Genomic DNA, 25,020 nt, shown 5'->3' on the forward strand with positions numbered 1-25,020 from the left:
ACTGAGCAATATTGATCAGCCGCGCGCGTTCGCCTCTGGCAGTCTGGTTGCGGGAGACATTGGGAGACGCGCTCGAACGGCGGCTTCGCCCCGCCCGAAAGGCCGCGAGGCGGATCAAGCGTCGCTTCAGACCCGCTGTATCACGGGGCGTTCAGTCGTGGCGGCCGCCCGCGAACGACGCTTCGTGGCGTCGCGTGCCGTGCGGCGGCGTCGAAGCTTGGATGACGACCATGCCGGAGAGCTGATCATGATCGCGAATTCCATCTTGCGACGTTTGACGCTTCACCTGAAGGAGACACGGATGTTGATCGATGTCAGGACCGATGGAAACGTCGAGGACGGCGAGCAGTTGTCGCAGGACGTGAAGGCGTCGCTTCATGCGGTGCTGCATCGCTATGAGGATCAGGTCAGGCGGATCGACGTGCAGCTCAGCGACGCGGTGAGCCACAAGCCCAGTCACGACGACAAGAGCTGCAAGATCGAGGTGCACCGTGACGGCGGCGAGCCGATCGTCGCGGCGCATCAGGACAGCTTCATGGAGCAGGCCGTGCGTGGCGCGGTCCACAAGCTGAAGCGCGCGCTCGACCACGCCTTCGGCAAGGAGGCGGTGTCCGATCAGCTTCGGGACCATCGCTAGACGCGTGGCGGGACGGTTTGCCGGCAAGGCCGCCGGTTGGGAGATCCGTGATGGACATGCTTGCTGAGATCACCGACATCGGGCCGCAGCCGCAGGCGTTCGACATCGAGCGGGCGACGCGGGACAATGCCAATTATCGGTCGGTCGCCTGGAGCGGGCGCTATCTGCAGGTGACGCTGATGTCGATTCCGGTCGGCGGCGACATCGGCCTGGAGGCGCATCCGGAAACCGATCAGTTCCTGCGGCTCGATGCCGGCCGCGGCCGGGTGCAGATGGGGCCCGCCAAGGACGAGCTGACATTCGACCAGACGGTGTCGAACGGCTGGTGCGTGCTCGTTCCGGCCGGGACCTGGCACAACATCACCAACATCGGCCCGACGCCGATGCAGGTCTATGCGATCTATGCGCCGGCCCATCACGCGCCGGGCAAGGTGCAGGCGACGGCGGCTGCGGCCGCAGCCGACCGTGACGACGCGCCCGCGACCTGGTCTGTGCAACCCAAACAGGTGGCCGATCACCACGGATGAACGACCGCGAGGATGCGATGAGGCCTCATTCACTCGGCCGGCGCGCGCCGAGGAGATGGTCGAACGCGCGGGGTCTGGTGCACGCCGGTCTCTCGTTCGAAGCGGCTCCGGCGTGAGCATGCTCCATCATGTGAGGGGCTGCATCGCAGGGAAGGTCTCGCATCGATTGCAGAATGGTGCTCGCGGCGCCTTATCCTCGCCGGGAACTCAATCGGAGGGCGATGAGAAGATTGACCTAGCGCAAAGATGGAAGCGGTTTCCACCGTAAAATTTCGGCATGTCCACCGAGGGGGATGGGGGCTGTGCCGAGTTCGAACCTCGCCAGATTTGATCCGAAGGCCTTTCTCGACAAGGTATGCCCGGGGCAGAAGGTCCTGAAGGTTCCCAAGGGGGGAAGCGTGTTCGCCCAGGGCGACCCGGCCGACGCGCTGTTCTTTCTCCAACAGGGAAAGATCAAGCTGACCGTCGTCAACGACGTCGGCAAGGAAGCGGTCATCGGCATCGTCGATGCCGGGCAGTTTTTCGGCGAAGGCTGTCTGACGCGGCAGGCGGTGCATACCGGCTCGGCATTCGCCCTGCAGGATTGCGTGGTCACCGCCATCGCCAAGAAGACGATGATCGCAGCGCTTCGCCTCCACCCCGAGCTTGCGGAGATGTTCGTCGCGTTTCTGCTGGCCAGGATCGACCGGTTCGAGGCGGACCTGATCGACCAGCTCTTCCATAGCAGCGAAAAGCGGCTGGCGCGGCTGCTTCTGACGATGGCCGATTACGGCCGCGGCGAAACGCCGCTGCCGGTCATTCCAAGAATCAGCCAGGAAACGCTGGCCGAAATGATCGGCACGACGCGGTCGCGCGTCAGTCATTTCATGAACAAGTTCAGAAAGGCGGGCCTGATCGAATATGACGGCGAGATCGTCGTCTATCCGGCGCTGCTGCAAGCCGTCCTGAACGACAACCTGCAGGCGGAGCAGCAGAACTAGCTGCGGGTGTGCAGCGCGCGGGTGGTCTGTTTTGCACAGACGGAACTCCGTCCGCATCGCTAGCTGCCATAACTCGCCGCCGGGCTCTGCGTTTCGTTTCGCCGCTTGAAGGCGGGACACGCGAAGGGTTCGTGACGGGGGGACGTGTTGCGTAGGGAGGGGACCACATGTTCAAGCAGCAGTTTTCCGACGCGTCTGACGCGTGCGCACTTGCCGAAGCCATTGTGGACACGGTCCGGGAGCCGCTGCTCGTCCTCGACCACGATCTGCGCGTGATTGCCGCCAGCCGTTCGTTCTATCTCACCTTCTCCGCGACGCCCGAGGACGTGCTGGGACAACTCTTCTATGAGCTGGATGACGGCGCCTGGAATATTCCGGCGCTGAAGTCGTGGCTGAGCCAGATCTTCTCCAACACCGGCGCGCTGCATGATTTCGAGGTGGAGCACGTCTTTCCCGCCGTCGGACCCCGGGCGATGCGGCTGAACGCCCGGCAGGTGTCCTACACGGTCGGGTCCCATACGACCATCCTGCTCGGCCTCGAGGACGTCACCAGCGAGCGCGAGATGGCGCGCCGGAACGAGGAGCTGCTGCGTCAGAAGGATATGCTGCTCGAGGAGTTTCAGCACCGCGTCGGCAACAGCCTCGCGATCATCGCCAGCATCATCTCGTTGAAGGCACGGTCCGTCGGCTCCGAGGAGGCGCGACGCCACCTGGACGACGCCCGCGACCGCGTCATCTCGTTCGCGAACATCCAGCAGAGTCTCCACACCTCCGCGCGCAGCGGCGTGGTCGCGCTCGGAGCGCATTTCGCGAGGCTCTGCCAGGCGATCTCGCAATCGATGATCGCCGACCATCAGCGGACGAGGATCGAAACCCGCGGCGACGGCCTGGCGACGACGAGCGAAGCCGAAAGTCTCGGGCTGATCGTCACCGAGCTCGTCATCAACTCCCTCAAGCATGCGTTTCCCGAGGACACCGCGAATGGGCTGATCACCGTGACCTACGAGTCCTCCGGAGCCGGCTGGACCCTGTCCGTCTCGGACAATGGAACGGGGAAATTGCAGCTGAACGGCCGGCCGAAGGGGGGCCTCGGCACCGGCATCGTCACGGCGCTGGCGAAGCAGCTCGGTGCCGAGGTCACGACCGTGGCCGGCCGGCCCGGCACGACCGTCTCGGTGCGTCACGCCGCCGTGGCGACCCGCGACGACTTGACCGGAGCAAGCGTGCCGTCCGCTTCCGCGATCCGATCCAGGGCCGAATCCAAGGCAGGATCCACGGCCGGATCGCGAACCGTCAGCCGATCGTGACGTCGTCGCCGATCAGTACGACCCGATCAGTACGACGGCGAGACCAGGGTCCTCGCCCACCCGCGACCAGATCAGGCGCACTGACTCAGCGCGCAGCAGAACGATCCCCCGCGCGCTGCTTCTCCTGCAGCCGAACCGGCAGATTGAGCGGGCCGCGGAAGCCGAACCCGTGCCAGCGCACGCTCGCAGGATCGGGCAAGGTCATGTTGGGAAAACGCTCGAACCGCATCGGCAGCAGGATGGCGCCGACGGTGCGGTGGGAGAGGTGGGCGCCGGCGCAATGGTGCAGGCCGCCCCGATTGCGCAGCTCACTCTCCTCGCGCGAGCGACGGCGTCCTGATCGCAAGGAACCAATGGTCCGACACGGAGATTGGTATCGAGACCGGGCTGGCCCCACTCCGGCGATGCCGCACAGGAAGGCCGTTCAATGAACAAGCGCAAATCAAATGGCTCCCACAAGGGGAACAGCGCGAAACCCGTCGTGGCGAAGCCGGTATCAATGCCCAAACACGCCGACGCGACAGCGAGGCAGAAGCGCGCTCGCGTGCTAACCGAGTTCGTAAGCTCGGACGCAGACGAACTGCAGGCAGTTCCGGAGACCGAAACGAGGCTCCCGGGACGACCCGGCCAGGAGACGGAAACGATCCTGCCGCCGCTCCCGCCTCGTGAGCCCGAATCCGCGCCGGCGCGCCTGCCGCCTCTCAGCGAGCTGAAGCCCGATGCCGCTCAGCCTGTCGGCGCTGGGACGGACTCGCACGAAGCCCAGCCAACCCCGATCGCTGAAGCCAGGGCGGCCGATCCCTCGCCCGTGGCGGGCGGACCGCCGCCGGCGCTCGCCGGCATGGAGGCCTGCCAGACCCTGCTTATGGAGATGACGCGAGACAATCTCGATTTGGCGGCCAGCCTCGCCACGATGCGCTCGCCTCTCAGCATGTTCGGCGTCGCGACCACGTTTGCCGGCAGACAGATCGACATCTACCGCAGGTTCACGAAGGCCGTCGTCGAGATCGCCACCGGGCCTGCCAAAGCGCGATAACTCGAACGTGGTGATTCCAACCAACCCGGGGCCCGCCTCAGGTGCACTGAGACAACGCGAAGAACAACGCCCTTCGTGCCGGTCCTACTGCAGCCGTACCGGCAGATTGAGCGGGCCGCGGAAGCCGAATCCGTGCCACCGCACGCTCGCGGGATCGGGCAGCGTCATCTTCGGGAAGCGCTCGAACAGCATCGGCAGCAGGATGGCGCCGACGGTGCGGCGGGAAAGGTGGGCGCCGGCGCAGTGGTGGGGGCCGTTGCCGAAGGCCTGGTGGGGGTTGGGGTCGCGCAGCGCGTTGTAGTGCTCGCCGTCGGTGAACAGCTCCTCGTCGCGGTTGGCGGAGGCCTGGATGGTCATCACGGTGTCGCCCTTCGGGATCAGGCAGCCGCGGATCTCGGTGTCCTCCATCACCAGGCGTGAGCTCGCCTGGATCGGCGCCACCCAGCGCACGCCTTCCTCGAAGGCGGAGCGCCATTTGTCCTGCGCGCGCACGGCGGCGAGCTGCTCCGGATTGGTGAGCAGGCCGTAGAGGATCGTCAGCAGCGCGTCGCGCGGCTCGTTGATGCCGCCGCCGATCGCGATCTTGATGTTGGCGATGATCTGGCTTTCAGGGATCGGATTCTTCGCGTTGACCATGAAGGAGAGCGCGGAGGAATCCGGCGCGGCACGGACGCGCGCCATGTTGGCGCGGATGCAGCGGTCCATCTCCGCGTTGGCGATATCGGACGCGTCGAACGGCCCCGGCGTCCAGCCGAAATTGCCGGCGCCGTCGATCAGGGCCTGCGACCAGCGCTGCATGTCCGCATCGCTGGCGTCCGGGATGCCCATCACTTCAGCGAGGATGCGCGCGGCCAAGGGGCCGGCGAGGGCGGGGAACAGATCGACGATCTCGCCGCGCGGCAGCCGGTCGAGATAATCAGTGGCGAATTTGGTGTAGAGCGGCTCCCAGACGGCTTCGATCGTCTTCGGCATCAGGGCCGGCATCATCGCCATGCGCTCGGCGCGGTGCTCGTCGTGATCCTTGCGCATCAGGGTATGCGCGAGGAAGGCGCGCTTCATCGGCGTGTTCGGATCGTCGGACGAGAACAGCGCCGCATTGTCCTTCACATATTTGGTGTCGGCCGCCTTGGTGAGGAACGTCCGGCCCACCGACTTGACCCGCAACACCGGCGCTTCGCGGCGCAGGCGCCGGTAGATCGGATAGGGATCGCGCGTCAGCTCCGCGATGGTGATGGTCTCGTCCAGGGGAGCCAGGGTCTGAGCCGGGGTCGCGGTCGGCATGGGGCGCTCCTGTGGGATGCGGGCCAGCGCGTGTCTCACCTCAAGGATAGTGGCCGGGACGGACCCGTGCAATCCTGGTCCGATGCATTGGCCGGGACGAGCGTCCGTGCTGAACGAATTCTGACCTCGCCTGTTCCGTTCCTTCAGCGATTCCGCGGGTTTGCGGTGACAGCCGGAGGGGCGACATTCCGCCCTGCGGGGCGTCAGCTCCGACATCGTCGGCGCTCCACCGCCATTGCAGGACGCGGATGGATCGCGAGATCGTCGTTGCCAGCGCCTCTGCGCAACGCGGTGCGACGTGCGCTCCGCGGGGCGGCTGTGACGCGGCGTTCGAGCCTGATTCCCGGCACGCATTCAGCCGGTCAGTCCTGCGCCGCCGGCGAGGCCTCCTGCGGCTTGGTCAGCAGCGCTCCTTCGCGGCGCAGGTGTCCTGCGTCGAGAAGACTTCTGAGACTGCCCTGCACGGTCTCCCGCAGCTGGGCGCTGGTCGACCCGAAGCCAAACAAGCGGGCCACCGCCTGGATCAACTGGTCCTCCTCGGCACCGAAGTTCTGCTCGACAATCTGCATGATGGCCGCCTTGATCTCATCCGGCGGCAGCATCTCGGGCTTGCGCAAGGACTGCGATTGCACGTCCTCGCGCGTGCGGACGACGATCGCCTGTCCCGGCACGGCGTAGAACGGACCTCCGGCGATCTGTCCCCTCGCAACTGCCGATCCCAGCGCCGCTCTCACGGCATCGCGGATGCGGTTGCCGGCGCGGGCAAGGCCCCAGGCCGATCTGATCCGGACGATGATTTCCGATTCATGCACCGGCCCCTCGATGGCGACGATCTCGACGACATGCCGCGTCATGTCGGCAAGCGGCGTCTCGTGCGGCTCGATCTCCCGACGGACGCGCAGCTTCGCCTCTTCATAGGGGGCCACCGTCGGTGCCTGTGCGAGGATCTCCTGAGGGCGCTGCTCGGTCTGCTCCGGCGCCGGCACATCGGAGGTTGCCGGAGGCTCGGGTTGAGCTCGCGCAGTCCCTTGGTCGATGTCCCGCCAATGCGCCTTCGCAGCATCGATCGCGCGGAGGACTTTCTCGGTTTCCTCCTTGGGACGGAGAAACCAGTCGGTCGACCAGATACGATGCAGCACCCAGCCATGCGCTTCCAGCACATTCTGCCGCAGGCGGTCGCGGTCTCGCGCCGAACGAGACGCATGGTACTGGGCGCCGTCGCATTCGATTCCGAGCAGGAAGCGGCCCGGCTTGTCGGGATCGACGACGGCGAGGTCGACGAAGAATCCGGCGGTGCCGATCTGGGTCTTCACGTCGTGGCCGAGCGCCCGCAGCCTTGCGGCGACCTGCTCCTCGAACACCGAGTCGGGATCGCGCCCGGTCTCCTGCGCGATGCCGAGCTGCCCCGTCTGCGCGAAGGTCAGGAACGTCTTCAGGGCCGCGATGCCGCGGCCCTTGGCGCGCGACAGGTCGATGTCGTCGCCGGTGATCGACGAGAACACCTCGCATCGGAGCTTGGCGCGCGAGATCAGCACGTTCAGCCGGCGCTCGCCTCCGTCTGAGTTGAGGGGGCCGAAGCTCATCGAGACGAAACCTTCCTTCGTTCTCCCATAGCCGATGGAGATGAAGATGACGTCGCGTTCGTCGCCCTGGATGTTCTCGAGGTTCTTCACGAAGAACGGTTCGCTGGCCCCGCGGACGAAGAAGCTCTCCGTTGCCGGGTTTTCCTTACGAAGGATTTCGAGCTGATCCTGGATCGCCTGGCGCTGCGCCACCGAGAAGGTCGCGACGCCAAGGCTTCGGTCCGGGGTCTCGCGCGCATGGCGCATGACGGCCTCGGCGACGAGCCGCGCTTCCCTGGGGTTGGTCCGGCTGCTGCCGCGTTCGTAGTGCGCATCGGGGTTGTAGTTGAACTTTAATCCCATTCCCGCGACGGCGTCGTACGGGCTCGGCACGATGAACAGCCGGTTGTCGTAGAACTGCTTGTTGGAAACGGCGATCAGCGACTGGTGTTTGCTGCGATAGTGCCAGTTCAGCATCCGATGCGACAGGCCCTTGGCAAGGCAGAGGTCGAGAATGCTCTCGGCGTCCTTGACCTGGAAGGTCGGCTGATCCTCGTCGTCATTGTCCTCGTCGTCGTTACCTGTCAGCTTCGCGAAGAAGCGCGTCGGCGGCAGCTGCCGCTCGTCACCGACGACCACGATCTGCCGGCAGCGCGCGACCGCGCCGAGCGCGTCGACCGGCTCGATCTGCGAGGCCTCGTCGACCACCAGAAGATCGAAGGCGATCGCGCCAGGCTTGAGGAACTGTGCCACCGACAGAGGGCTCATCAGGAAGATCGGCTTGATCTGCTGAATGACCGGACCTGCCCGTTCCAGGAGCTGGCGGATGGGCAGATGATTGCGCTTCTTGGCAAGCTCGCCGTTCAGCACACCGAGCGGCCCGATGCCGCCGGCGTTGCGCGGCAGGGCCGCGGCATGCTCGTGGGCGATCTGATCGCGGGCCAGTTGCATCCGTGCGACGTCGAGCTTGCGGAAGCCATCGACCAGCCGATCGTGCGATTCGCCGTCGAAACGTTTCAGTTCAGGATGGTCGGCGAAGATCACGCTGCGCATGGCGTCGTAATAGGACCGGTCGAAGGCGGCTTCGAGCGCTTCGCCTGGCAAGGAGCCATCGAGCGTGCGGTCGACCAGCGCGGCGAGGCCTTGCGCGCGCGCAAGGCGGACCCGGTCCATGAATGCGATCCAGCGGGTGAGGCGCTCGGTCGCGTTCTGCCACTCCGACAAAGTCTGCGACAGGCCGTCCAACCGGATCTGGTCGCCGGCCTCGAGCGGGATGCGGGCAGGCTCCAGCTGGAGAGAGTCGATCAGCCTGCCGAGGCCGGACCTCAGACTTGCGAGGTCGTGGTTGAGCTGTTCGATCGATTGCCGATCATCGGCCGACAAGGCCAGCTGCGTCAGCCGCTGGCGCGTTTCGTCGTTTGCGAACGGCTTGGGGAATGCACTCCACCAGGTCGCCAATCTGGACAACGCATCCCAGTCCGACCGTTCCTTCTGCCACGCCGTTCCGAATGCGGTGCTGCCGGCAGCTTCGACCTCCGCGAAGGACCGGCGTGCGGCTTGCGCCGCGATGAGGCCGTCGAGCAGCAGGAGCCGCTGCTCCAGCGTTTTCGGCATCGGCACCTTCAGGTACGAGGCCAGCAGCGCCACCTGCTCGCGATAGCGCGGGCTGAGCAGGCGCAGCCAGGAGCGGCCCTTCTCGGCGATGACCTTGCGGCACTCGGCGATCGGCGCATCCCAGGCGGCCTCGACGAAGGCGCTCTCGAAGGCCGTCCTCAATTTCGCGTAACGCAGCCCCTTGTCGATGATGTCCGTGATGAGTCCGGTCTGGCTCCAGACGCCGTCGCGGAAGGACGTCCGATCGCACTCCGGCATCGCGGCCGCGGCCTCGGCGAAGGCGAGTATCCCCGCGGCATCGGCCAAGGTGGCGGGCGGCGGGAGATCGAGCAGCGTGCCGAGGCGGGCCGCGCCAGTGGATACGCTGCCGACAACGTTCGAAATGTCGTCGAGCGAGCTGCGCAGCTCGGTCATTTCGGCGGGATCGAGCGCGTCGCGGCCGACACCGCGCCAGGGATGCAGGTGCGGCGCGCCGTCGGCCGCAATTCGTTCGGCGAGTTCGGCGATCAGCTCACGCCGCCGCTCCAGATCCAGAGGAGACCAGGAGGGGGCGCCCTGCAACGGATAGGGATGCTGCGCGGAGTTGTCCCCAGAGCGCACGAGATGACCCAGCAGCCTGAACGGTGTCAGCTCGCTCGGCTGATGCGGCTGGTGCATCATCTCCGCATGCCGGTTGAGGCCGTCCCGGCTGTCGGTCAGGCGCTGCACCAGCGTGGCTTCGCCGCGCGGGACCGGGACCTCAGCCGATTTGCAGCGTTTCAGCTCTTCGAGCAGAACGCGCTTGTTGGCCTTGTTGGAGTGCAGCTCCAGCGCGAGCGCGCCGAGACCGACATGCTTCAACCGCCGGTGCACGACCTCGAGCGCCGCCATCTTCTCGGCGACGAACAGCACCGTTTTCCCCTCGGCGGCAGCCGACGCGATGATGTTGGTGATGGTCTGCGATTTGCCGGTTCCAGGCGGTCCCTTGACGACGAGGTCGCGTCCGCGGACCACTTCCTCGATTACCACGGCCTGCGATGAATCCGCATCGACGACATGGTTCATCGCCACTGGTTGGATGACGGAATCGATCTTTCCGTCGTCGGCCACGATCGGCTCCGCGCCCTCGAAGCCGTCCTGAAGCAGCGCTGCGATGAGGGGGTGACGATCAAGGCCACCATCTGCCGGCCAATTCTCGGGATCCAGATCGCGATACATCAGGAACTTGGAGAACGAGAAGAAGCCGAGAACGATCGCGTCCGCCCTGACCTCCCACCGCTGCTTGGTGGCGACCGTCTCCGCGACGCCGGCAAGATAGGTCGCGATGTCGACGTCGTCCTCGTCGCCAAAATCCTCGATCTTGAGTCCGAATTCGGCGTCGAGCTTGGCCTGGAGCGAGAGGTTCGGCGACGGCGGCTCAGCGCGCGAGACCAGGTGAAACCGATCGGCGGCGCTGCTGCGTTCCAGGCGGACGGGCAGCAGGACGAGCGGTGCGAAGCGCTCGACATCGGATTTGTCGTCCTCGAACCATCTCAGCAGCCCGAAGGCGAGATAGAGGATATTGACGCCCTGTTCTTCCTCGAGCGTTCGTGCGTCGTACCAGATATCCAGCAGGCGCTTCTGCAGCGCCTCCGATGACAGCCGGGTCCTGAGCCGGGTGTCCGGCTGCCGCGTCTGCGACTCCGAATCATCACCTTCCTGGTCCACCTTGGTGGTCGGCGTGTCGGATCGAGGTGCCGGCACGCTCAAGGGCAGGGTGCCTTCCGCCTCCGCCGTCTCTGCCTTCGTCGGAAGGAACGTGAAGCGCTTGCCTTCGCCGAGAAGCTCGAAGAGCGCAGCAGAGCGCGCGCCGACGATGTCGATGGTGCGGATGGTCTTGGTCTTGAGCGGGATGTGCACGAGCCGGTTGCGCGTGCCCAGATCGAGCAGCGCGCGCCGGTCCGCCAGCAATCGGTCTCGTACGGATGTGGTCGCCACGTGCAATCCTCCTGCGATTCGAGGATTGCAACCCGGAATGATCGCGGTCAAGCATCCGGCGCGGTGGAGAAGGGGTCAATGAGCGATGGTTCATCTTCCCCGTGAAGAGGTCTCATCTCCCAATCGAGGGAGACGAGACTCGTATGTTCCCAGGCCGCCTGTTCCTAGGCCGCTGCCTTATGCCGCGCCAGTTCCGCCTTGTAGAGCTCGAACTCCTCGGCGATGGCACGGGCGATCGACGGCCGCGCGCGCAGGCGCTCGTAGTACGCCTTCACGGCCGGCCATTTCGCGAGCTGGACCGGCGGCGTTGCCATGGTCCAGTTGATCACGGTGACGAGATACGCGTCGGCGACCGTGAAATGATCGAGCAGATAGTCGCGATCCCGCAGATGGTTCTCGAGATGATCGAGCCGCGACAGGTTCTTTTTCAGGACATGAGCCTTCATTTCCTCGGGCGCGGTCTTGTCGAGGATCGGAATGAACAGGCCCTTGTGCAGCTCGGTGCCGATGAAGCAGAGCCATTGATGCAGCCGGCTGCGGTCCATGCCGGGGCCGGTGCCGAGCTTGGCCTCGGGGAAGCGATCGGCGACATATTGCAGGATCGCGGCGTTCTCGGTCAGCAGGTCGCCGTCATCGGTGCGGAGCGTCGGGACGAGCCCGAGCGGGTTGACGGCGCGGAAATCGGAGCCGTCGTTGAGGACGATCTTGGTCTTGGGATCGACCTCGAGATAGTTCGCCTTCGCGCCGGCTTCGTAGAGCGCGATGCGGGTGGCGAGCGAGCAGGCGAGCGGCGAGAAATACAGGTCCATGGACGTCTCCCTCGGGCTCCGGACCGGAGCATTGGTTGATTTTTATACTGTCTCGCATAATATGAGCTCGGTCAAGGAATTTAGTGCGAAATGGTACAAAAAAAGAAAGGGCCGCCGCAAGGCGACCGTCCGATAGAAAAGGCGGGTGCCCCCGACCAGCCGAAGCGGCGCGGGAGGCCGCGGGCGTATGAGCCGGATGTCGCGCTCGGCAAGGCGCTCGACCTGTTCCGGTCGACCGGCTTCGCCGCGACCTCGCTCGACGATCTCAGCGCCGCCACCGGCATGAACCGGCCGAGCCTCTATGGCGCGTTCGGCGACAAGCGCGAGCTCTACATCAAGAGCTATCAGCGCTATCGCGACAATGCCCGCGCCCTCATGGGCGACGTCTTCAGTAACGATTGGCCGGTGCGACGGCAGCTCGAGCAGATCTTCGCCACGGCGCTCGACATCTATCTGTCGGGCGAGGAGGGACCGCGCGGCTGCTTCACGGTGATGACGGCGGGCTCGGAGGCTGTCGCCGACCCCGACATCCGCGCCATGGTGCAGAACGCGCTGACCGAGCTCGACAAGGCGTTTGCGCATTGCTTCCGCCGCGCCAAGGAAAAAGGCGAGCTGCCGGCCGACGCCGATCCCGTCGTGTTGGCGCGTCTGGCGTCGGCGACGATCCACTCGATCGCTGTCCGGGCGCGCGCGCGGGCGCCGCGTCAGGAGCTGGAGGCGATCGTCGCCGGCGCGATCGATGTGATGGTCGGCAACAAATAGCGGTTCAATATCCCCTGACGCGATCGACCAGATTGCGCAGCGCCCCGCCGGCCTCGAAGGTCGCGATCTGCTCGGCGACGTAGCGCGAGATCGCGTCGGCGTCGGTGTCGGCCGCATTGTGCGGCGTCAGCACCACCTTCGGGTGGCTCCAGAACGGGCTGTCGACCGGCAGCGGCTCCTGGCCGAACACGTCGAGCGAGACCGAACCAAGTGTGCCGTCGTCGAGGCAGGCGAGGATGTCGGCCTCGTTCTGCAGGCCGCCGCGCCCGGCATTGATCATGACGGGGGCGCCGAGCGGCGAGCTGCGCCGAAGCCTCGCGAACATCTTGCGATCGAGAATGCCGCGCGTGTCGGGCGTCAGCGGTAGCAGCGACACCAAAATGTCGGTCCGCGCCAGGAACGCATCCAGCTGCGCCGCACCGTGGAAGCACTCGATGCCGTCCGCCTGCTTTTCGCTGCGGCTCCAGCCGGCGACCTGGAAGCCGAGCCGCTTGAGCACTTCGGCCGCATCGATGCCGAGCGTACCCAGTCCGAGAATACCGACTCCGATCGCGGCCGCCGGCCATTGATACTTGGGCGCCCAGCGCTTCACGCGCTGCGACTCGCGCAGATACAGCTCCTGCCGATGATGCATCAGCACGTGCAGCACGACATATTCGGTCATCCGCGCCGTAAGATCATCGACCGCGACCCGGACCAGCGGCACGCTCGGCAGCGTCTTGTCGGCCATCAGTGCGTCGACGCCCGCGCCGAGATTGAAGATCACGCGCAGGTTCGGGAAGCCGGCGAGCTCGCCGGGGACCGGCTTCCACACCGCGGCGTAGTGCACCTCCGCCGGATCGAGGCTCGCATCCGGCAGCAGCACCACCGGGCGGTCGCCGCAGACGTCGTCGAAACGCGCCTTCCAGCGCTGCGGCGACCAGTTATCGGTGCCGCCATGGATCAGGAGCGCCAGCGCGCCTTTGGTCATCGGGGGGTCCTCGAGCTTATGTGACGTGTTCCACATACCAGATCGCGCGCGCAGGCCAATCTCCAGCCATCAACACGGAGACATCGTCATGCGCAAATTGCTTCTCGCCGCCGCTTTCGTCATCGCATCCGCCTCGGTCCAGGCTCAGACCATCGATGTCGGGTCGATCCTGTCGGCCAACGGCATTTCCATTGGCAAGGGCGGCGGTCAGCCGCAGGCCGCCAGTCAACAGGGCGCCGCGGACGGCATGGCGCAAGGTGCGGGCGGCCAAGGTGCCGCAGGGCAAGGTCAGGGGCAGGGCCAAGGCCAGTCGCAGCGCCAGACGGGCCGAGCCAGGCAGCCGCGCGAGAGCGCGCAGGAGACGCGGGCGCGCAACATCGCGGCCAAGTACGGCATCTCTTGGTAGGCGGCTTGTTCCTGCAGGCGGAACCCGCGAAAATACTTCGTGGGTCTGTCGGCCGGAGGCATACTCCGCCGTCTTGAAGACGAATGGAGATGACTTCCGATGCTGTATGCGCTGCTCTGCTATCATGACGAGGATGTCGTCTGCGCCTGGAGCAAGGACCAGGATGCCGCGGTCATGGCCAAGCTTGCGGTCATCCAGGAGAAGCTCGCCAAGCAGGGGCGGCTCGGGCCGGTGGCGCGGCTGCTGCCGACCACGGCCGCGACGACGCTCCGGAAGGAGGATCCGCCGCTCGTCATCGACGGCCCCTATGCCGAGACCAAGGAGCAACTGCTCGGCTTCTATCTCGTCGACTGTGCCAATCTCGACGAGGCGCTCGAGGTCGCGCGCGAGCTCGGTGAGGCCAATCCCGGCGGCTCCTACGAGATCCGTCCCGTCGGCACGTTCAGGCCGGGTGGAGCGCTGGCATGACCGATACGGCCTGGATCGATGCAGCCCTGACATCAGCACGTCCCCAGGCCGTCGGCGCGCTGCTGCGCTATTTCCGCGACCTCGACACGGCGGAGGAGGCGTTCCAGAACGCCTGCCTGCGCGCGCTGAAGAGCTGGCCCCAGAATGGGCCGCCGCGCGATCCCGCGGCGTGGCTGATCATGGTCGGACGCAACGCGGCCATCGATGACGTCCGCCGTGTCCGACGCGAGCAGCCGCTGCCGGAGGACGAGGCGATCTCGGATCTCGACGACGCCGAGAGCGCGCTGGCCGACCGGCTCGACGGCTCGCATTATCGCGACGACATCCTCCGCCTGCTGTTCATCTGCTGCCACAAGGATCTGCCCGCGACGCAGCAGATCGCGCTGGCGCTGCGCGTGGTGTCCGGACTGACGGTGAAGCAGATCGCCCGGGCCTTCCTGGTCAGCGAGGCCGCCATGGAGCAGCGCATCACCCGCGCCAAGGCGCGCGTCGCGCAGGCGAACGTGCCGTTCGAGACCCCTGGGGCGGTCGAGCGGTCGGAGCGCCTGACCGCGGTCGCCGCCATGGTCTACCTGATCTTCAACGAGGGCTATTCGGCCAGCGGCGAGACCGCCGCGCAGCGCCAGCCGCTGTCCGAGGAGGCGATCCGGCTGGCGCGGTTGCTGCTGCGGCTGTTTCCGAGCGAGCCCGAAATCATGGGGCTGACGGCGCTGCTGCTGTTGCAGCACGCCCGCTCCGCCGCCCGCTTCGACGCCGAGGGATTGCCGATTCTTCTGGAGGATCAGGATCGCTCGCTGTGGAACCAGCCGATGATCGCGGAAGGCACAGCCCTGATCGACAAGGCGATGCGCCATCGCCGCAGCGGTCCGTACCAGATCCAGGCGGCGATCGCGGCGCTGCATTCGCGCGCCGCGCGTCCGGAGGATACCGACTGGACGCAGATCGACCTGCTCTATGGCGCGCTGGAAGTGGTGCAGCCCTCGCCGGTGGTGACGCTCAACCGCGCCGTTGCGGTGTCCAAGGTCCGCGGCGCCGGGGCGGCGCTCGACCTGATCGCGCCGCTCGAAGGGCGGCTCGCCAACTATTTCTATTTCTTCGGCGTGCGCGGCGCGCTGCTGATGCAGCTCGGACGCGCCGACGAGGCACGGACCGCCTTCGACCGCGCCATCGCGCTGGCGCACAGCTCGGCGGAGGCCGCGCACATCCGCATGCAGCTCGATCGCCTGATGCGCGACAGCGCAACGGCTCAGGTCCAGGTCGGCCAGTGACATTCCGCTGAGATTCGATCCAAAATCTTGAACCGGGCTGTCGGCGGCACGCTCCTTCATTCGTCCTTGGAGCAGCATTACGGGGAGGAGCTGCAGATGACGACGATAACCTTGGAAGAACCGGTCTCGCGCGCCGAATTGTGGAGCGGCCGCATCCTGAGTGGGCTGGTGACCCTGTTCCTGCTGTTCGACGGCGCGATCAAGCTCGTCCCTCTGCCAGTCGTCACCCAGACGCTGGATCAGATGGGCTATGGCGCGAGTGACGGCACGGCCCGCGCGCTCGGTCTGATCACGATCGTCTGCACCGTGCTCTATGCGTTGCCGCCGACGTCGTTCGTCGGGGCGATCCTGCTGACAGGCTATCTCGGCGGCGCCATCGCTTCTCATGTCCGCATCGGCAGTCCGCTGTTCAGCCACGTCCTGTTCGGCCTCTATCTCGGGCTGATGCTGTGGGGCGGCTTGTGGCTGCGCGATCGCCGGCTGCGCGCGCTGCTGCCGCTGCCGCGCTGACGAATGATCTTTCAACCAAGGAGGATGACGATGATCTGTCCCTATCTGACGTTCAACGGCGATTGCGAGCAGGCGCTCAAGCACTACAGCGAGGTGCTCGGCGCCAAGATCGAGATGATGATGCGCAACGGCGAGGCGCCGCCGGAGATGCCGTGTGCGCCGGAGCACAAGGACAGGATCATGCATGTCCGCTTCTCGATCGGCGGCGGCGTCCTGATGGCCTCGGATTCGCCGCCCGAATATTATCAAGGCAAGCCGCACGGAATCTCGGTCTCGCTCCAGATCGCGGATCCGGCCGAGGCCGAGCGCAAGTTCAACGCGCTCCTCGAAGGCGGTGCCGTCACCATGCCGTTCGGCAAGACCTTCTGGTCGAAGGGCTTCGGCATGGGCGTCGATCGCTTCGGTATTCCGTGGATGATCAATTCCCCGGCGGAAGGCTACGCGGCGTGACGCCGCTAGCGGCACGAGGGGTACATCGCCTTGAGCTCGCGCCCGCGCAACAACAGAAGCCGCGACGTCAGGCCGCCGCGGCGCTCGATCCAGCCGCGCACCGGCGTGGGATAGGTCTGCAGCACCAGCTCGGAGGCTTCGGGTTCCGCATAAACGCGGCCGCGCCGGTCGACCGAGCGTGCGGCGTGGAAGCCGAGGGAGGCTCGCCGCGTCACGCAGATGCGGTCCTCGGGCACGACGCTGAGCACCAGCGTGCAGGCCGACAGGCAGGGACCGTCGATGATGACACGCTCCCCGGAGGCGCGCACCTTCTCGAACAGATCGAGGAACGGTCCCACCTCGCCGCCGGGCGAGGAGATGATGCGGACGTCGGCGCGCGCCAGCATCGTCGCGATCCCCCACAAGAGGACGGCGAGCAGCAAGGTCAGGATGATGCGCGTCCGGCTCGGCATCGTTTCATGTGTTCCTGCGTTGGCCGCGCAAGGTCGGCAATCCGATTCCCGCGGCATCGAAGCCGCCATCGACGGCCAGGATCTGTCCGGTGATATAGCTGGAGCGTTCGGAGCTGAGAAACAAGATCGCCTCGGCGAGTTCGTCCTCGAGGCCGTAACGGTTGAGTGGAATGGCGTCGTGATAGTCGGCGCGGATCTCCGGCGTGTGCACGTCCTTGGCCATCGCGGTCTCCACCGGGCCCGGCGCCACCGCGTTGACGCGGATGCCGGCGGAAGCGAGCTCGACCGCGAGCTGCTTGGTCAGATGCGCCAGCGCCGCCTTGCTGGTGCCGTAGGCGGAGCGCAGCGTCGAGGCGCGGACGGCTGAAATCGAGGTGATGTTGACGATGGTGCCGCCGTGCTCGCGCATCAGCGGCACCGCGGCGCGCGTGCACAGAAACGGCCCGGTCAGGTTGACGTCGAGGATGCGTTGCCAGTCGGCTTCGCTGGTTTCCATGATCGGGGCGAAACGCGCCACGCCGGCATTGTTGACCAGTGCATCGAGACGACCGAAACGGCCGGCAATGCGCGCCAACGCATCGGCGACCATCGCCGCGTCCGCGACGTCGCAATGCAGCGCGAGCGTTCGATCGGGGGATTTGAGTGCCGATGTGGCGTCGTCGAGCAGCGTCTTCTCGATGTCGAGAAGCGCCACGCGCCAGCCTTCGTGCAGAAATCTCTTTGCCGTCGCCAGCCCGATGCCGCGTGCCGCCCCGGTGATCAGGGCGACCTTGTCAGTCAGCGTCGTCGTCGATGTTTCCGTCACGGGGGTCGACTCCTCGGGCCGGCAGCCCGGCTCTTCTCGTCGTTGAGTCCTAACATGCGCTGCGCGGATCGGCTGTGAAGGCCGTCACATCTGTCAGTGTACGTTCAATCCAGCTCCGCGCGATGCGTATAGCCAGCGAGTTTCGTGGGCGTTGTCAAACAGCCAGGGGTGGTAACGACGACGTCAATTCGCGTTCTCGCGGTGTCGAAGCACCCGAGTCGTGCTCGCCCTGGCCTCCCTCTCGGGTCGGAGGGCGCAGGGAAGACCGGGAGCTTGCCCGCCCCATGGCCCCCGCGGGAAAAATGCACGGGGCAGGAACCACAGATTCGGCTGAGACATCCCGGCCCTCCCTGCGCGATGCCCGGGGACCGGCTGTTTTGCCCCCGTTTCCGCCACAATACGCTCCCGCATCGGACACGGCATCAGCATCGGGATGCCAGGGACCACATGATTTCGCCGTACGCGCCGCGTTGTTCGTCTGCGTGTCCTCATATGAGCATGATCTTGTCGGAAAGCTGTGGCGCAATAGCCGTCAACGGCCTCCGGTTCCGAATCATGCTCCACGCTGCAACATCGACGCGTTCACCGCATCCTGCTCCCCACGTTCGTGACGACCGCGAAACGTCCCTCTCGATCGGGAACAGGACGTGGCTAAAGGAGCATGAATTCCGGAAAGGCGAAAGAGGGATTTTTTACGGGAAGCACTGGACAAGGGTGATCGACTTGAAAGTCTTCAGGAAAAGAGCCGCCTCTCCAGGCGCGTTCCCCCGTGGAATTGGACAGTCCCGCCGTCGGCTGATTTGCTCGTCGTCGGGTGGCTCTCGGACGTGTCCGGGACGGATCTGAACCGGTGGCGTAGAGTTTAAGAGTCTCGGTAGAATCGACATGGGCGACCTATTCATCAGCCGGCGAATCACCCTCGTCAGAACCACGGAGCTGCACGCTTCGTCGCACGGGTCGAATGGTCTGAGGCGCGGGTGCGGCGCGCTGCTGTTGTCGTGCATTGTCCTCGGGCTCGCGGCGTCCGGCGCCGCCGGAGCGGATGGCAGCGTTGCTGCGAAACCGGCAGAGACCGAGCAGGCTGCGCACGATGTCGCGCCGCCGCAGCAGCCGCAGACGGCGGAGCCCGAGACGGTGGGGCGGCCGTCGGACGTGCAGATGCCGGCTCTGAAAGTGGTCGTTCCACCGACCGAGCCTGCGAAGCCGATCGCGGCCGAGCGCAAGGGCGACCCGCGGAGCGACGCCAAGACCACGAAGAATCTGTCGGTGCCTCAGCGCGCGCTGCCGGCCGACGTCGCGCAGATGATCGGCCGCAGGATCTGGCTCAACGAGGCCGGGGGACGGCGCGACGCGATCACGTCGTGGAATGCGGGTGAAGAATTCGCCTCGCTGGGAATCGGGCATTTCATCTGGTACCCGTCCACCGCGAAGCCGCCTTATGAAGAGGGTTTTCCGGGGCTGATCGCATTTCTGCGCAAGGGCAAGACGCCGTTGCCTGCATGGCTCGACAAGACGCCGATTCCGGCATGCCCGTGGACCAGCCGGGCCGACTTCAAGCGGAATTTCAACTCGCCGCAAATGCGGCAATTGCGGCAGTTCCTGCTCGACACGATTGCGGAGCAGACGCAGTTCCTGGTGGCGCGTGCGCAAGGCGCGATGGACAAGATCCTCGCCAACACGCCCGACAGCGCCGAACGCGAGCACATCGTCGCGCAATATTCGCGGGTCGTGCGCGCCTCCAACGATCTCTACCCGCTGATCGACTACATCAACTTCAAGGGCGAGGGCACCAATCCGTCCGAGACGGCCGTGGACAAGGAGACGGGCCAGCGCCAGGGCTGGGGTCTCAAGCAGGTGCTGCTCAAGATGAACGGCACCACCACCGAGTCCAAGGCCGTGCTCGCCGAATATTCCGACGCGGTGCAGGTCGTGCTGCAACAGCGGGTTCGCAATCTGCCCTCGAACCGCGTGTGGGAGGCGGGCTGGCTGCGTCGCGCCGAGACCTATCGCCGTCCGATCGCGCAGCTCGAGCAGGCCCCCGAACGCGCCCCGCGCAAATCATCGCGCTACAGGGCCGACAACACGCGGTTCTGATGCGGGAAGCGGCGCGCACGATCCGTGCGCGTCGCGAGGCGTGCGATCATCGGCCGCCTGCCTCGGCCTTCTTGGCAGCGACGACCTTCTGGTAAGCTGCCTGCAGCCGCTCGCCGACGCTCGGTCCAGCCCTCCTGCGCCGTTTCGCGCCGAGATGGGTTTCGCGCAGCTCGTCCATGAATTCGGCCCACATCTTCGGGCCGCCTTCCATCAATAGCTTGGCGCGGATGCCGAGCTCCTCCGAGACGGGCAGATACTTGTAACCCCAGCCCGCCATCTGCGCGAGGATCGGCAACAGCTCGATGCCCTGCTCGGTCAGGGAATAGATGCCCTTCTGCTTGTGGCTCGGATCGTCCTCACGGCTGATGATGCCGGCCGCGAGCAGCGTCTTCAGCCGGTCGGCGAGAATGTTCGAGGAGATGCCCTCCTCCGAGCCGCCGAGCAGCTCGCGATAGTGCCGGCGATTTCCGAACATCATGTCGCGGATGATCAACAGGCTCCATTTATCCCCCACCACTTCGAGCGACAGGTTGATCGGGCAGCCGGAGCGCTGAGGGTCGGACATCGAAGTCTCGTGAGCAGGGATCGCGCATAAACCGCTTGCAATATTGCACCGGTCTGGGCATTCTCCAACTGCTTGCAAAATGAAAGCAGTCAGGGAGAGGCAGTCGATGGCGAGACTGGTGATGTGGAACATGATGACGCTGGACGGCATGGTTGCGGGCCCGAACGGCGACATCTCCTGGCACGAGGATGTGTGGGGCCCGGAGCTGGAGCAGATCTCCGAGACGCAACTGCACGAGGCGGGCGGATTGCTGTTCGGCAGGGTGACCTACGATCTGATGGCCGGCTATTGGCCGACCGAGAAGGGCGTGATCGCCGACGTCATGAACAGCATCCCCAAATATGTTGCCTCCCGCACGCTATCTCGCCTGGCATGGTCAAACGCGCATCTGCTGGGTCCGGAGCTCGCGGCCGAGGTCGACAAGCTCAAGCAGGAGAATGCCAAGGACCTGTTCTTGTTCGGCAGCGCCGACCTCGGCTCGAAGCTTGTGGCACACGACCTGATCGATGAGCTTCGAATCGCGATCAACCCGCGCGTGCTTGGCGCCGGACGGCCGCTGTTCAAGCCGGGGCAGGCCTTGAAGCTCAGCCTGATCGACAGCCGGGCGCTGTCCAACGGCGTTGTCATCGCGCGCTATGCCCCCGTTCGGGGCGTGTGAGCCCATATCTCGCGGCGCGCTCCGGGTTCCGGGGCAGCGCAGGTCTTTCCACTCACATCATCCGTGCGTCAAGGGCCTCACCTCAACCCTCTCCCCGTGAACAGCGGGCCGCGGGAGCGCACCGTCCTGCGGCCGCGCGTTCGGGACCAAACGACTTGTTCTCACTCAACTCAGCAGGAGCGTACGATGTCCCTGACCCTTTACTATCATCCGCTGTCGTCGTTCTGCTGGAAGGTGCTGATCGCGCTGTATGAGAACGACGTTTCGTTCACGCCGAAGCTGATCGATCTCGGTGACGCGGATGAGCGCGCGGCGTTCTTGAAGCTGTGGCCGATCGGTAAATTTCCCGTGCTGCGCGACGAGCAGCGCACGATTCCGGAATCGAGCATCATCATCGAGTATCTCGACCAGCACTATGCGGGCAGGACGCGCTTCATTCCCGATGATCCCGATCTCGCTTTGCGGACACGTCTGCGCGATCGCTTTCTCGACCTCTATCTGCACATGCCGACGCAGACCGTCGTGTTCGACCGGCTGCGGCCGGCCGATGCCCGCGATCCGCTCGGCGTCGCCGACGCCCGAAGCCGGCTCCGCACGTCCTACGCCATGCTCGAGGCCGAGCTGCCGCCGCGTGGCTGGGCGATGGGCGACCCTTTCACCCTGGCGGATTGCGCGGCCTTGCCGGCGCTGTTCTACGCCGACAGAGTGGAGCCGCTGGGTGATGGGCTGCCTGGGGTCACAGCCTATCTCGACCGGCTCAAGGCGCGGCCCTCCGTCGCGCGGGTGCTCGCCGAGGCCCAGCCTTATTTCCACATGTTCCCGCAAGAGCCGGGCTGAACCGGGAACCCGGCCAAAATAATTGCGGGAGCGTGTCGGCCGTGCCGGGGCCGGATCGTCCTACTGATGAGGGCAGGGCAGTCCTGCCGGACAGCATCAGGGGAGAGCAGCCATGCGGTTCATGGTGATCGTGAAGGCGACCAGGGACACGGAAGCCGGAATCCTGCCGACCACCGAGGAGTTCGCGGCGATGGGCCGGTTCAACGAGGGCTTGGTGAAGGCCGGCATGATGGAGGCCGGCGAGGGCCTGCATCCGACCGCGAAGGGGGCGCGCATCGACTTCTCGAACGGGACGCCGAGCGTCGCGCGCGGTCCGTTCGATCTCTCCCGCGATCTCGCGGCGGGCTTCTGGATGCTCAAGGCCGGCTCGCTCGAGGAGGTGATCGAGCACATGAAGCGGGCGCCGTTCCCGAGCGGCGAGATCGAGATCCGCCAGGTCTATGCCGCGGAGGATTTCGGCGAGACGTTCACGCCCGAATTGCGTGAGCGGGTCGAACGGCTGCGTGCGCAGGCCGCCAGGAACTGAACCGACCCTGATCAGGAGAGGAGGATAAACGCGATGCGATTCATGATGCTGATGATCCCGCTCGGCTATGAGAGTGCGCCGCCGGACGTGCAGCTCGATCCCGAGCGTGTCAAGGCGATGATGCGCTACAACGAGGCCCTGAAGGACGCCGGCGTGCTGATCACGCTGGAGGGCCTGCATCCGCTGTCGATGGGGGCGCGGGTCTCGTTCGCGGGCGGCAAGCCTGTGGTGACCGACGGCCCGTTCGCGGAGGCCAAGGAGGTGCTCGGCGGCTATTGGATGATCGAGGTCGCCTCGCGCGACGAGGCGATCGCCTGGGCCAGGCAGTGCCCGGCCTCGGACAACGAGATCATCGAGATTCGCCAGGTCCAGGAGATGGCCGACTTTTCCGAGGAGGTGCAGCAGGCGGCGGCGGGCTTCGCCGAGCTGCCGCATGCCGGCCGTGTCTGATCGATCCGTTTCACAGCAGGAGAGGGAAGTGCAATGAGTGACAACAGCAACACCTATCTCGCCGTCTTTCTCGGCAGCAAGACCAGTCCGGCCTGGAAAGCCTGGGAGGCGCTGTCCGAGACGGAGCGCAACGCCAGGGGACAGCAGGGCATGGCGGCCTGGCATGCCTGGGTGGACCAACACAAGGACGCGATCGTCGCGATGGGCGGGCCGCTCGGCAAGACCAAGCGGGTCGACAAGGGCGGCGTCAACGACATCGCCAACGAGATGGGCGCGTTCACCGTGGTCCGCGCCGCGTCACATGAGGATGCCGCGAAGATGTTCGTCAACCATCCGCATTTTGCGATCTTCCCGGGCGAGCGGGTCGAGATCATGCCGGTGCTGCCGATTCCGGGCGGCTAGTTGAGCGGCCTGCAGGGCGGAGCACGTCGGCTGAGGTGAACGTCCCGCTTGCTGCGGGCGCCCGGCGCTTGTGCCGGGCGCGCTGATCCCGCGGCGACTTCGGTGCCACCCTGCCCCTTGCGGGGGCCCTCAAGGGGCGAGGGTGGCACCTGTTCGCGGGGGCTTAACCGAACGGCGCGATAGAGCGTCCCGGAAGTCGGCGGCTGACCCCGCCCAAAAGTCGCTGGCTTCCTTCGACCCGGCTCATGTAAAAGCCATTTACATGAGCTGGCGCAAGGAAGAGCGCCGCGCCGAGCGCGGCTATCATCACGGTAACCTCAAGGAGGCGCTGCTGCAGGCGGCGCTCGACCTGATCGCGCAGAAGGGGGCTGCCGGCTTCACCTTTGCCGATGCGGCCCGCATGGCCGGCGTCAGCCCGGCCGCGCCCTATCGCCACTTCCGCGACCGCGATGAACTGCTGTCGAGCATCGCCCAGCGCGGCTTCGAGCAGTTCGAGGCGCAGCTCTCGGCGGCGTGGGACGACGGCCGGCCCGACACCGTCACGGCGTTCGAGCGCGTCGGCAAGGCGTATCTGGCATTTGCCCGTTCGGAGCCTGCGTTCTACTCGGCGATGTTCGAATCCGGCGTGCCGGCGGACTCCACCGCGGGCCTGTTGGCGGCGGGTGAGCGCGCTTTCGGCGTCATTCGGGCCGCGGCGGAGCGGCTGGCGGCGCTGGCGCCGCCCGGGATGCCGCGGCCGCCGGCCCTGATGATGGCGCTGCACATCTGGTCGATGGCGCATGGCATCGCCTCGCTGTTCGCGCGCGGCGATGCCGCCCGGCGCAAGCTGCCGATGTCGCCCGAGGAGCTGCTGGAGGCCGAGCTGCTGATCTATCTGCGCGGGCTCGGCTTCCCGACCGACCGCCGGCCTGCGCCGTCCTCCGCTGCCGAGCCGCCGCCGCTGCCGGACGATGACAAGCCGGCAGGGCCCTGGGGCCGCCCGAAATAAGGTTCAAAGAACGCCGAAAAATAATTCGAGCGACGCGTCAGGCGGTCGCCTTGACAAAATCCCGGGTTGAGCTAGCTATGTAAATGTTATTTACATTCACACGGCATGGCGCCGCGAATGGAGAGGGAGATGGCCTACACCGCAGATGTCAATCGTTGGCGCGGTTCGGAGGAGGAGCAGAGGTACCGGCCCCGCATGATGGAGTCGCCCTGGCATCCCGGCTGGATCGCCGTGACCGTGCTCGGCTTCATCATCTGGTGGCCGATCGGACTTGCCCTTCTCTTTTTTACACTCGGGAGCAGAAAGATGTCGTGCTGGAACGGCGGCGATCGCTGGTCGAACAAGATGGAACGGATGCAGTGGAAGATGGACCGCATGCGCGACAAGATGGAGCGCCGCGGCTTCGGCTTCGGTTTCTCGCAGCCGGCTTCGAGCGGCAACCGCGCCTTCGACGAGTACCGCATGGAGACCCTGCGGCGGCTCGAAGAGGAGCAGCAGGAGTTCCGTGACTTCCTGACCCGGCTGCGCCACGCCAAGGACAAGGAGGAGTTCGACGCGTTCATGGCCCAGCACAAGCCGCGTCCGACCCCGCCGAACGACCAGCCGCAGAGCTGATCGCCTCTCACCTGACGCCGCAGGGCTTTCAGCCCCCGCCCTGACGGCACAAGACGCCCGCCTGCGGTTCCCCGCCGGCGGGCGT

Annotated in this window: 26 protein-coding genes and 1 pseudogene; 19 read left to right on the forward strand and 8 right to left on the reverse strand. The window is 65.9% G+C overall.

Going from position 1 to position 25,020, the window contains the following annotated elements; genetic code table 11:
• Positions 1–301 precede the first annotated feature (301 nt).
• The 4 genes from QX073_RS28805 (at position 302) to QX073_RS28820 (ending at position 3,451) form a co-directional block, all read left to right on the forward strand.
• Positions 302–637 carry an HPF/RaiA family ribosome-associated protein gene (locus tag QX073_RS28805; RefSeq protein ID WP_315717609.1) on the forward strand — a complete coding sequence of 112 codons (336 nt, stop codon included), beginning with the start codon at positions 302–304 and terminating at the stop codon, positions 635–637.
• A gap of 50 nt (positions 638–687) precedes the next feature.
• Positions 688–1,164: a cupin domain-containing protein gene (locus QX073_RS28810; protein WP_315753975.1), complete on the forward strand. Its 477-nt coding sequence runs from the start codon at positions 688–690 to the stop codon at positions 1,162–1,164.
• Positions 1,165–1,457: 293 nt separating this feature from the next.
• The gene (locus tag QX073_RS28815; protein WP_315828620.1) at positions 1,458–2,144 is read left to right on the forward strand and encodes a Crp/Fnr family transcriptional regulator; all 687 of its coding nucleotides are present in this window, start codon (positions 1,458–1,460) and stop codon (positions 2,142–2,144) included.
• A 167-nt stretch (positions 2,145–2,311) separates the two neighbouring features.
• On the forward strand, positions 2,312–3,451 hold the full coding sequence (locus QX073_RS28820; protein ID WP_316226756.1) for a sensor histidine kinase: 1,140 nt from the start codon (positions 2,312–2,314) through the stop codon (positions 3,449–3,451).
• 85 nt (positions 3,452–3,536) lie between these two features.
• Here the strand turns inward: QX073_RS28820 and QX073_RS28825 are convergent.
• Positions 3,537–3,743: pseudogene (locus QX073_RS28825) on the reverse strand (hypothetical protein); the annotation flags it as partial.
• Positions 3,744–3,878: 135 nt separating this feature from the next.
• Here QX073_RS28825 and QX073_RS28830 point away from each other — a divergent pair.
• Entirely contained in the window at positions 3,879–4,487 is a 609-nt protein-coding gene (locus tag QX073_RS28830) for a hypothetical protein (protein WP_315753969.1), read from the forward strand.
• Positions 4,488–4,571: 84 nt separating this feature from the next.
• On the opposite strand, the gene QX073_RS28835 is transcribed toward QX073_RS28830, so the two are convergent.
• The 3 genes from QX073_RS28835 to QX073_RS28845 all read right to left on the reverse strand — a co-directional run bounded on the left by QX073_RS28835 (position 4,572) and on the right by QX073_RS28845 (position 11,709).
• On the reverse strand, positions 4,572–5,768 hold the full coding sequence (locus tag QX073_RS28835; RefSeq protein WP_316226757.1) for a cytochrome P450: 1,197 nt from the start codon (positions 5,766–5,768) through the stop codon (positions 4,572–4,574).
• 362 nt (positions 5,769–6,130) lie between these two features.
• Complete coding sequence (locus tag QX073_RS28840; RefSeq protein WP_316226758.1) at positions 6,131–10,900, reverse strand: DUF3320 domain-containing protein; 4,770 nt, start codon at positions 10,898–10,900, stop codon at positions 6,131–6,133.
• Positions 10,901–11,064: 164 nt separating this feature from the next.
• Positions 11,065–11,709, reverse strand: a complete 645-nt coding sequence (locus tag QX073_RS28845; RefSeq protein WP_315717604.1) for a glutathione binding-like protein — start codon at positions 11,707–11,709, stop codon at positions 11,065–11,067.
• A gap of 90 nt (positions 11,710–11,799) precedes the next feature.
• On the opposite strand from QX073_RS28845, the gene QX073_RS28850 reads away from it, so the two are divergent.
• A complete protein-coding gene (locus QX073_RS28850; protein WP_315717603.1) occupies positions 11,800–12,471 on the forward strand; it encodes a TetR/AcrR family transcriptional regulator in 672 nt (223 codons plus the stop codon).
• A 4-nt stretch (positions 12,472–12,475) separates the two neighbouring features.
• On the opposite strand, the gene QX073_RS28855 is transcribed toward QX073_RS28850, so the two are convergent.
• Positions 12,476–13,441: a glyoxylate/hydroxypyruvate reductase A gene (locus QX073_RS28855; protein WP_315717602.1), complete on the reverse strand. Its 966-nt coding sequence runs from the start codon at positions 13,439–13,441 to the stop codon at positions 12,476–12,478.
• Positions 13,442–13,529: 88 nt separating this feature from the next.
• Here QX073_RS28855 and QX073_RS28860 point away from each other — a divergent pair, with 88 nt between their 5' ends.
• From QX073_RS28860 to QX073_RS28880, 5 genes are all read left to right on the forward strand, one after another.
• Positions 13,530–13,847 (forward strand): hypothetical protein, encoded by a 318-nt coding sequence (locus tag QX073_RS28860; protein ID WP_315717601.1) that lies wholly within the window; start codon positions 13,530–13,532, stop codon positions 13,845–13,847.
• A 99-nt stretch (positions 13,848–13,946) separates the two neighbouring features.
• Positions 13,947–14,315, forward strand: a complete 369-nt coding sequence (locus tag QX073_RS28865) for a YciI family protein (RefSeq protein WP_315717600.1) — start codon at positions 13,947–13,949, stop codon at positions 14,313–14,315.
• Complete coding sequence (locus QX073_RS28870) at positions 14,312–15,583, forward strand: RNA polymerase sigma factor (RefSeq protein WP_315826689.1); 1,272 nt, start codon at positions 14,312–14,314, stop codon at positions 15,581–15,583. The genes QX073_RS28865 and QX073_RS28870 overlap by 4 nt, the downstream gene beginning before the upstream one ends.
• Positions 15,584–15,679: 96 nt before the next feature.
• Positions 15,680–16,093 (forward strand): DoxX family protein, encoded by a 414-nt coding sequence (locus QX073_RS28875; protein ID WP_315717598.1) that lies wholly within the window; start codon positions 15,680–15,682, stop codon positions 16,091–16,093.
• Positions 16,094–16,123: 30 nt separating this feature from the next.
• On the forward strand, positions 16,124–16,543 hold the full coding sequence (locus tag QX073_RS28880; protein WP_315717597.1) for a VOC family protein: 420 nt from the start codon (positions 16,124–16,126) through the stop codon (positions 16,541–16,543).
• Between the two features lie 5 nt (positions 16,544–16,548).
• Here the strand turns inward: QX073_RS28880 and QX073_RS28885 are convergent, their stop codons facing one another.
• Positions 16,549–16,995 carry a hypothetical protein gene (locus QX073_RS28885; RefSeq protein ID WP_316226759.1) on the reverse strand — a complete coding sequence of 149 codons (447 nt, stop codon included), beginning with the start codon at positions 16,993–16,995 and terminating at the stop codon, positions 16,549–16,551.
• A gap of 4 nt (positions 16,996–16,999) precedes the next feature.
• Entirely contained in the window at positions 17,000–17,800 is an 801-nt protein-coding gene (locus QX073_RS28890) for an SDR family oxidoreductase (protein ID WP_315717595.1), read from the reverse strand.
• A gap of 993 nt (positions 17,801–18,793) precedes the next feature.
• On the opposite strand from QX073_RS28890, the gene QX073_RS28895 reads away from it, so the two are divergent.
• Positions 18,794–19,894 carry a hypothetical protein gene (locus tag QX073_RS28895; protein ID WP_410052310.1) on the forward strand — a complete coding sequence of 367 codons (1,101 nt, stop codon included), beginning with the start codon at positions 18,794–18,796 and terminating at the stop codon, positions 19,892–19,894.
• 46 nt (positions 19,895–19,940) lie between these two features.
• On the opposite strand, the gene QX073_RS28900 is transcribed toward QX073_RS28895, so the two are convergent.
• A complete protein-coding gene (locus QX073_RS28900; RefSeq protein ID WP_315753948.1) occupies positions 19,941–20,459 on the reverse strand; it encodes a helix-turn-helix domain-containing protein in 519 nt (172 codons plus the stop codon).
• Positions 20,460–20,565: 106 nt separating this feature from the next.
• Between QX073_RS28900 and QX073_RS28905 the strand changes: the two genes are divergently transcribed.
• From QX073_RS28905 to QX073_RS28935, 7 genes are all read left to right on the forward strand, one after another.
• Positions 20,566–21,117 (forward strand): dihydrofolate reductase family protein, encoded by a 552-nt coding sequence (locus QX073_RS28905; protein ID WP_315753946.1) that lies wholly within the window; start codon positions 20,566–20,568, stop codon positions 21,115–21,117.
• 186 nt (positions 21,118–21,303) lie between these two features.
• A complete protein-coding gene (locus tag QX073_RS28910; protein WP_315753944.1) occupies positions 21,304–21,954 on the forward strand; it encodes a glutathione S-transferase family protein in 651 nt (216 codons plus the stop codon).
• A gap of 112 nt (positions 21,955–22,066) precedes the next feature.
• Positions 22,067–22,480 carry a YciI family protein gene (locus tag QX073_RS28915; protein WP_315826693.1) on the forward strand — a complete coding sequence of 138 codons (414 nt, stop codon included), beginning with the start codon at positions 22,067–22,069 and terminating at the stop codon, positions 22,478–22,480.
• Positions 22,481–22,513: 33 nt separating this feature from the next.
• Positions 22,514–22,930, forward strand: coding sequence for a YciI family protein (locus QX073_RS28920; protein ID WP_315717588.1), 417 nt, complete (start codon positions 22,514–22,516; stop codon positions 22,928–22,930).
• Positions 22,931–22,963: 33 nt separating this feature from the next.
• Positions 22,964–23,332 carry a hypothetical protein gene (locus tag QX073_RS28925; protein WP_315756049.1) on the forward strand — a complete coding sequence of 123 codons (369 nt, stop codon included), beginning with the start codon at positions 22,964–22,966 and terminating at the stop codon, positions 23,330–23,332.
• Between the two features lie 262 nt (positions 23,333–23,594).
• Positions 23,595–24,320, forward strand: a complete 726-nt coding sequence (locus QX073_RS28930; protein WP_315717586.1) for a TetR/AcrR family transcriptional regulator — start codon at positions 23,595–23,597, stop codon at positions 24,318–24,320.
• Positions 24,321–24,449: 129 nt separating this feature from the next.
• Positions 24,450–24,935, forward strand: a complete 486-nt coding sequence (locus QX073_RS28935; RefSeq protein WP_315717585.1) for a DUF2852 domain-containing protein — start codon at positions 24,450–24,452, stop codon at positions 24,933–24,935.
• The last annotated feature ends 85 nt before the right edge of the window (positions 24,936–25,020 follow it).

Source organism: Bradyrhizobium sp. SZCCHNS3052, assembly GCF_032484495.1.
Taxonomy (GTDB): domain Bacteria; phylum Pseudomonadota; class Alphaproteobacteria; order Rhizobiales; family Xanthobacteraceae; genus Bradyrhizobium.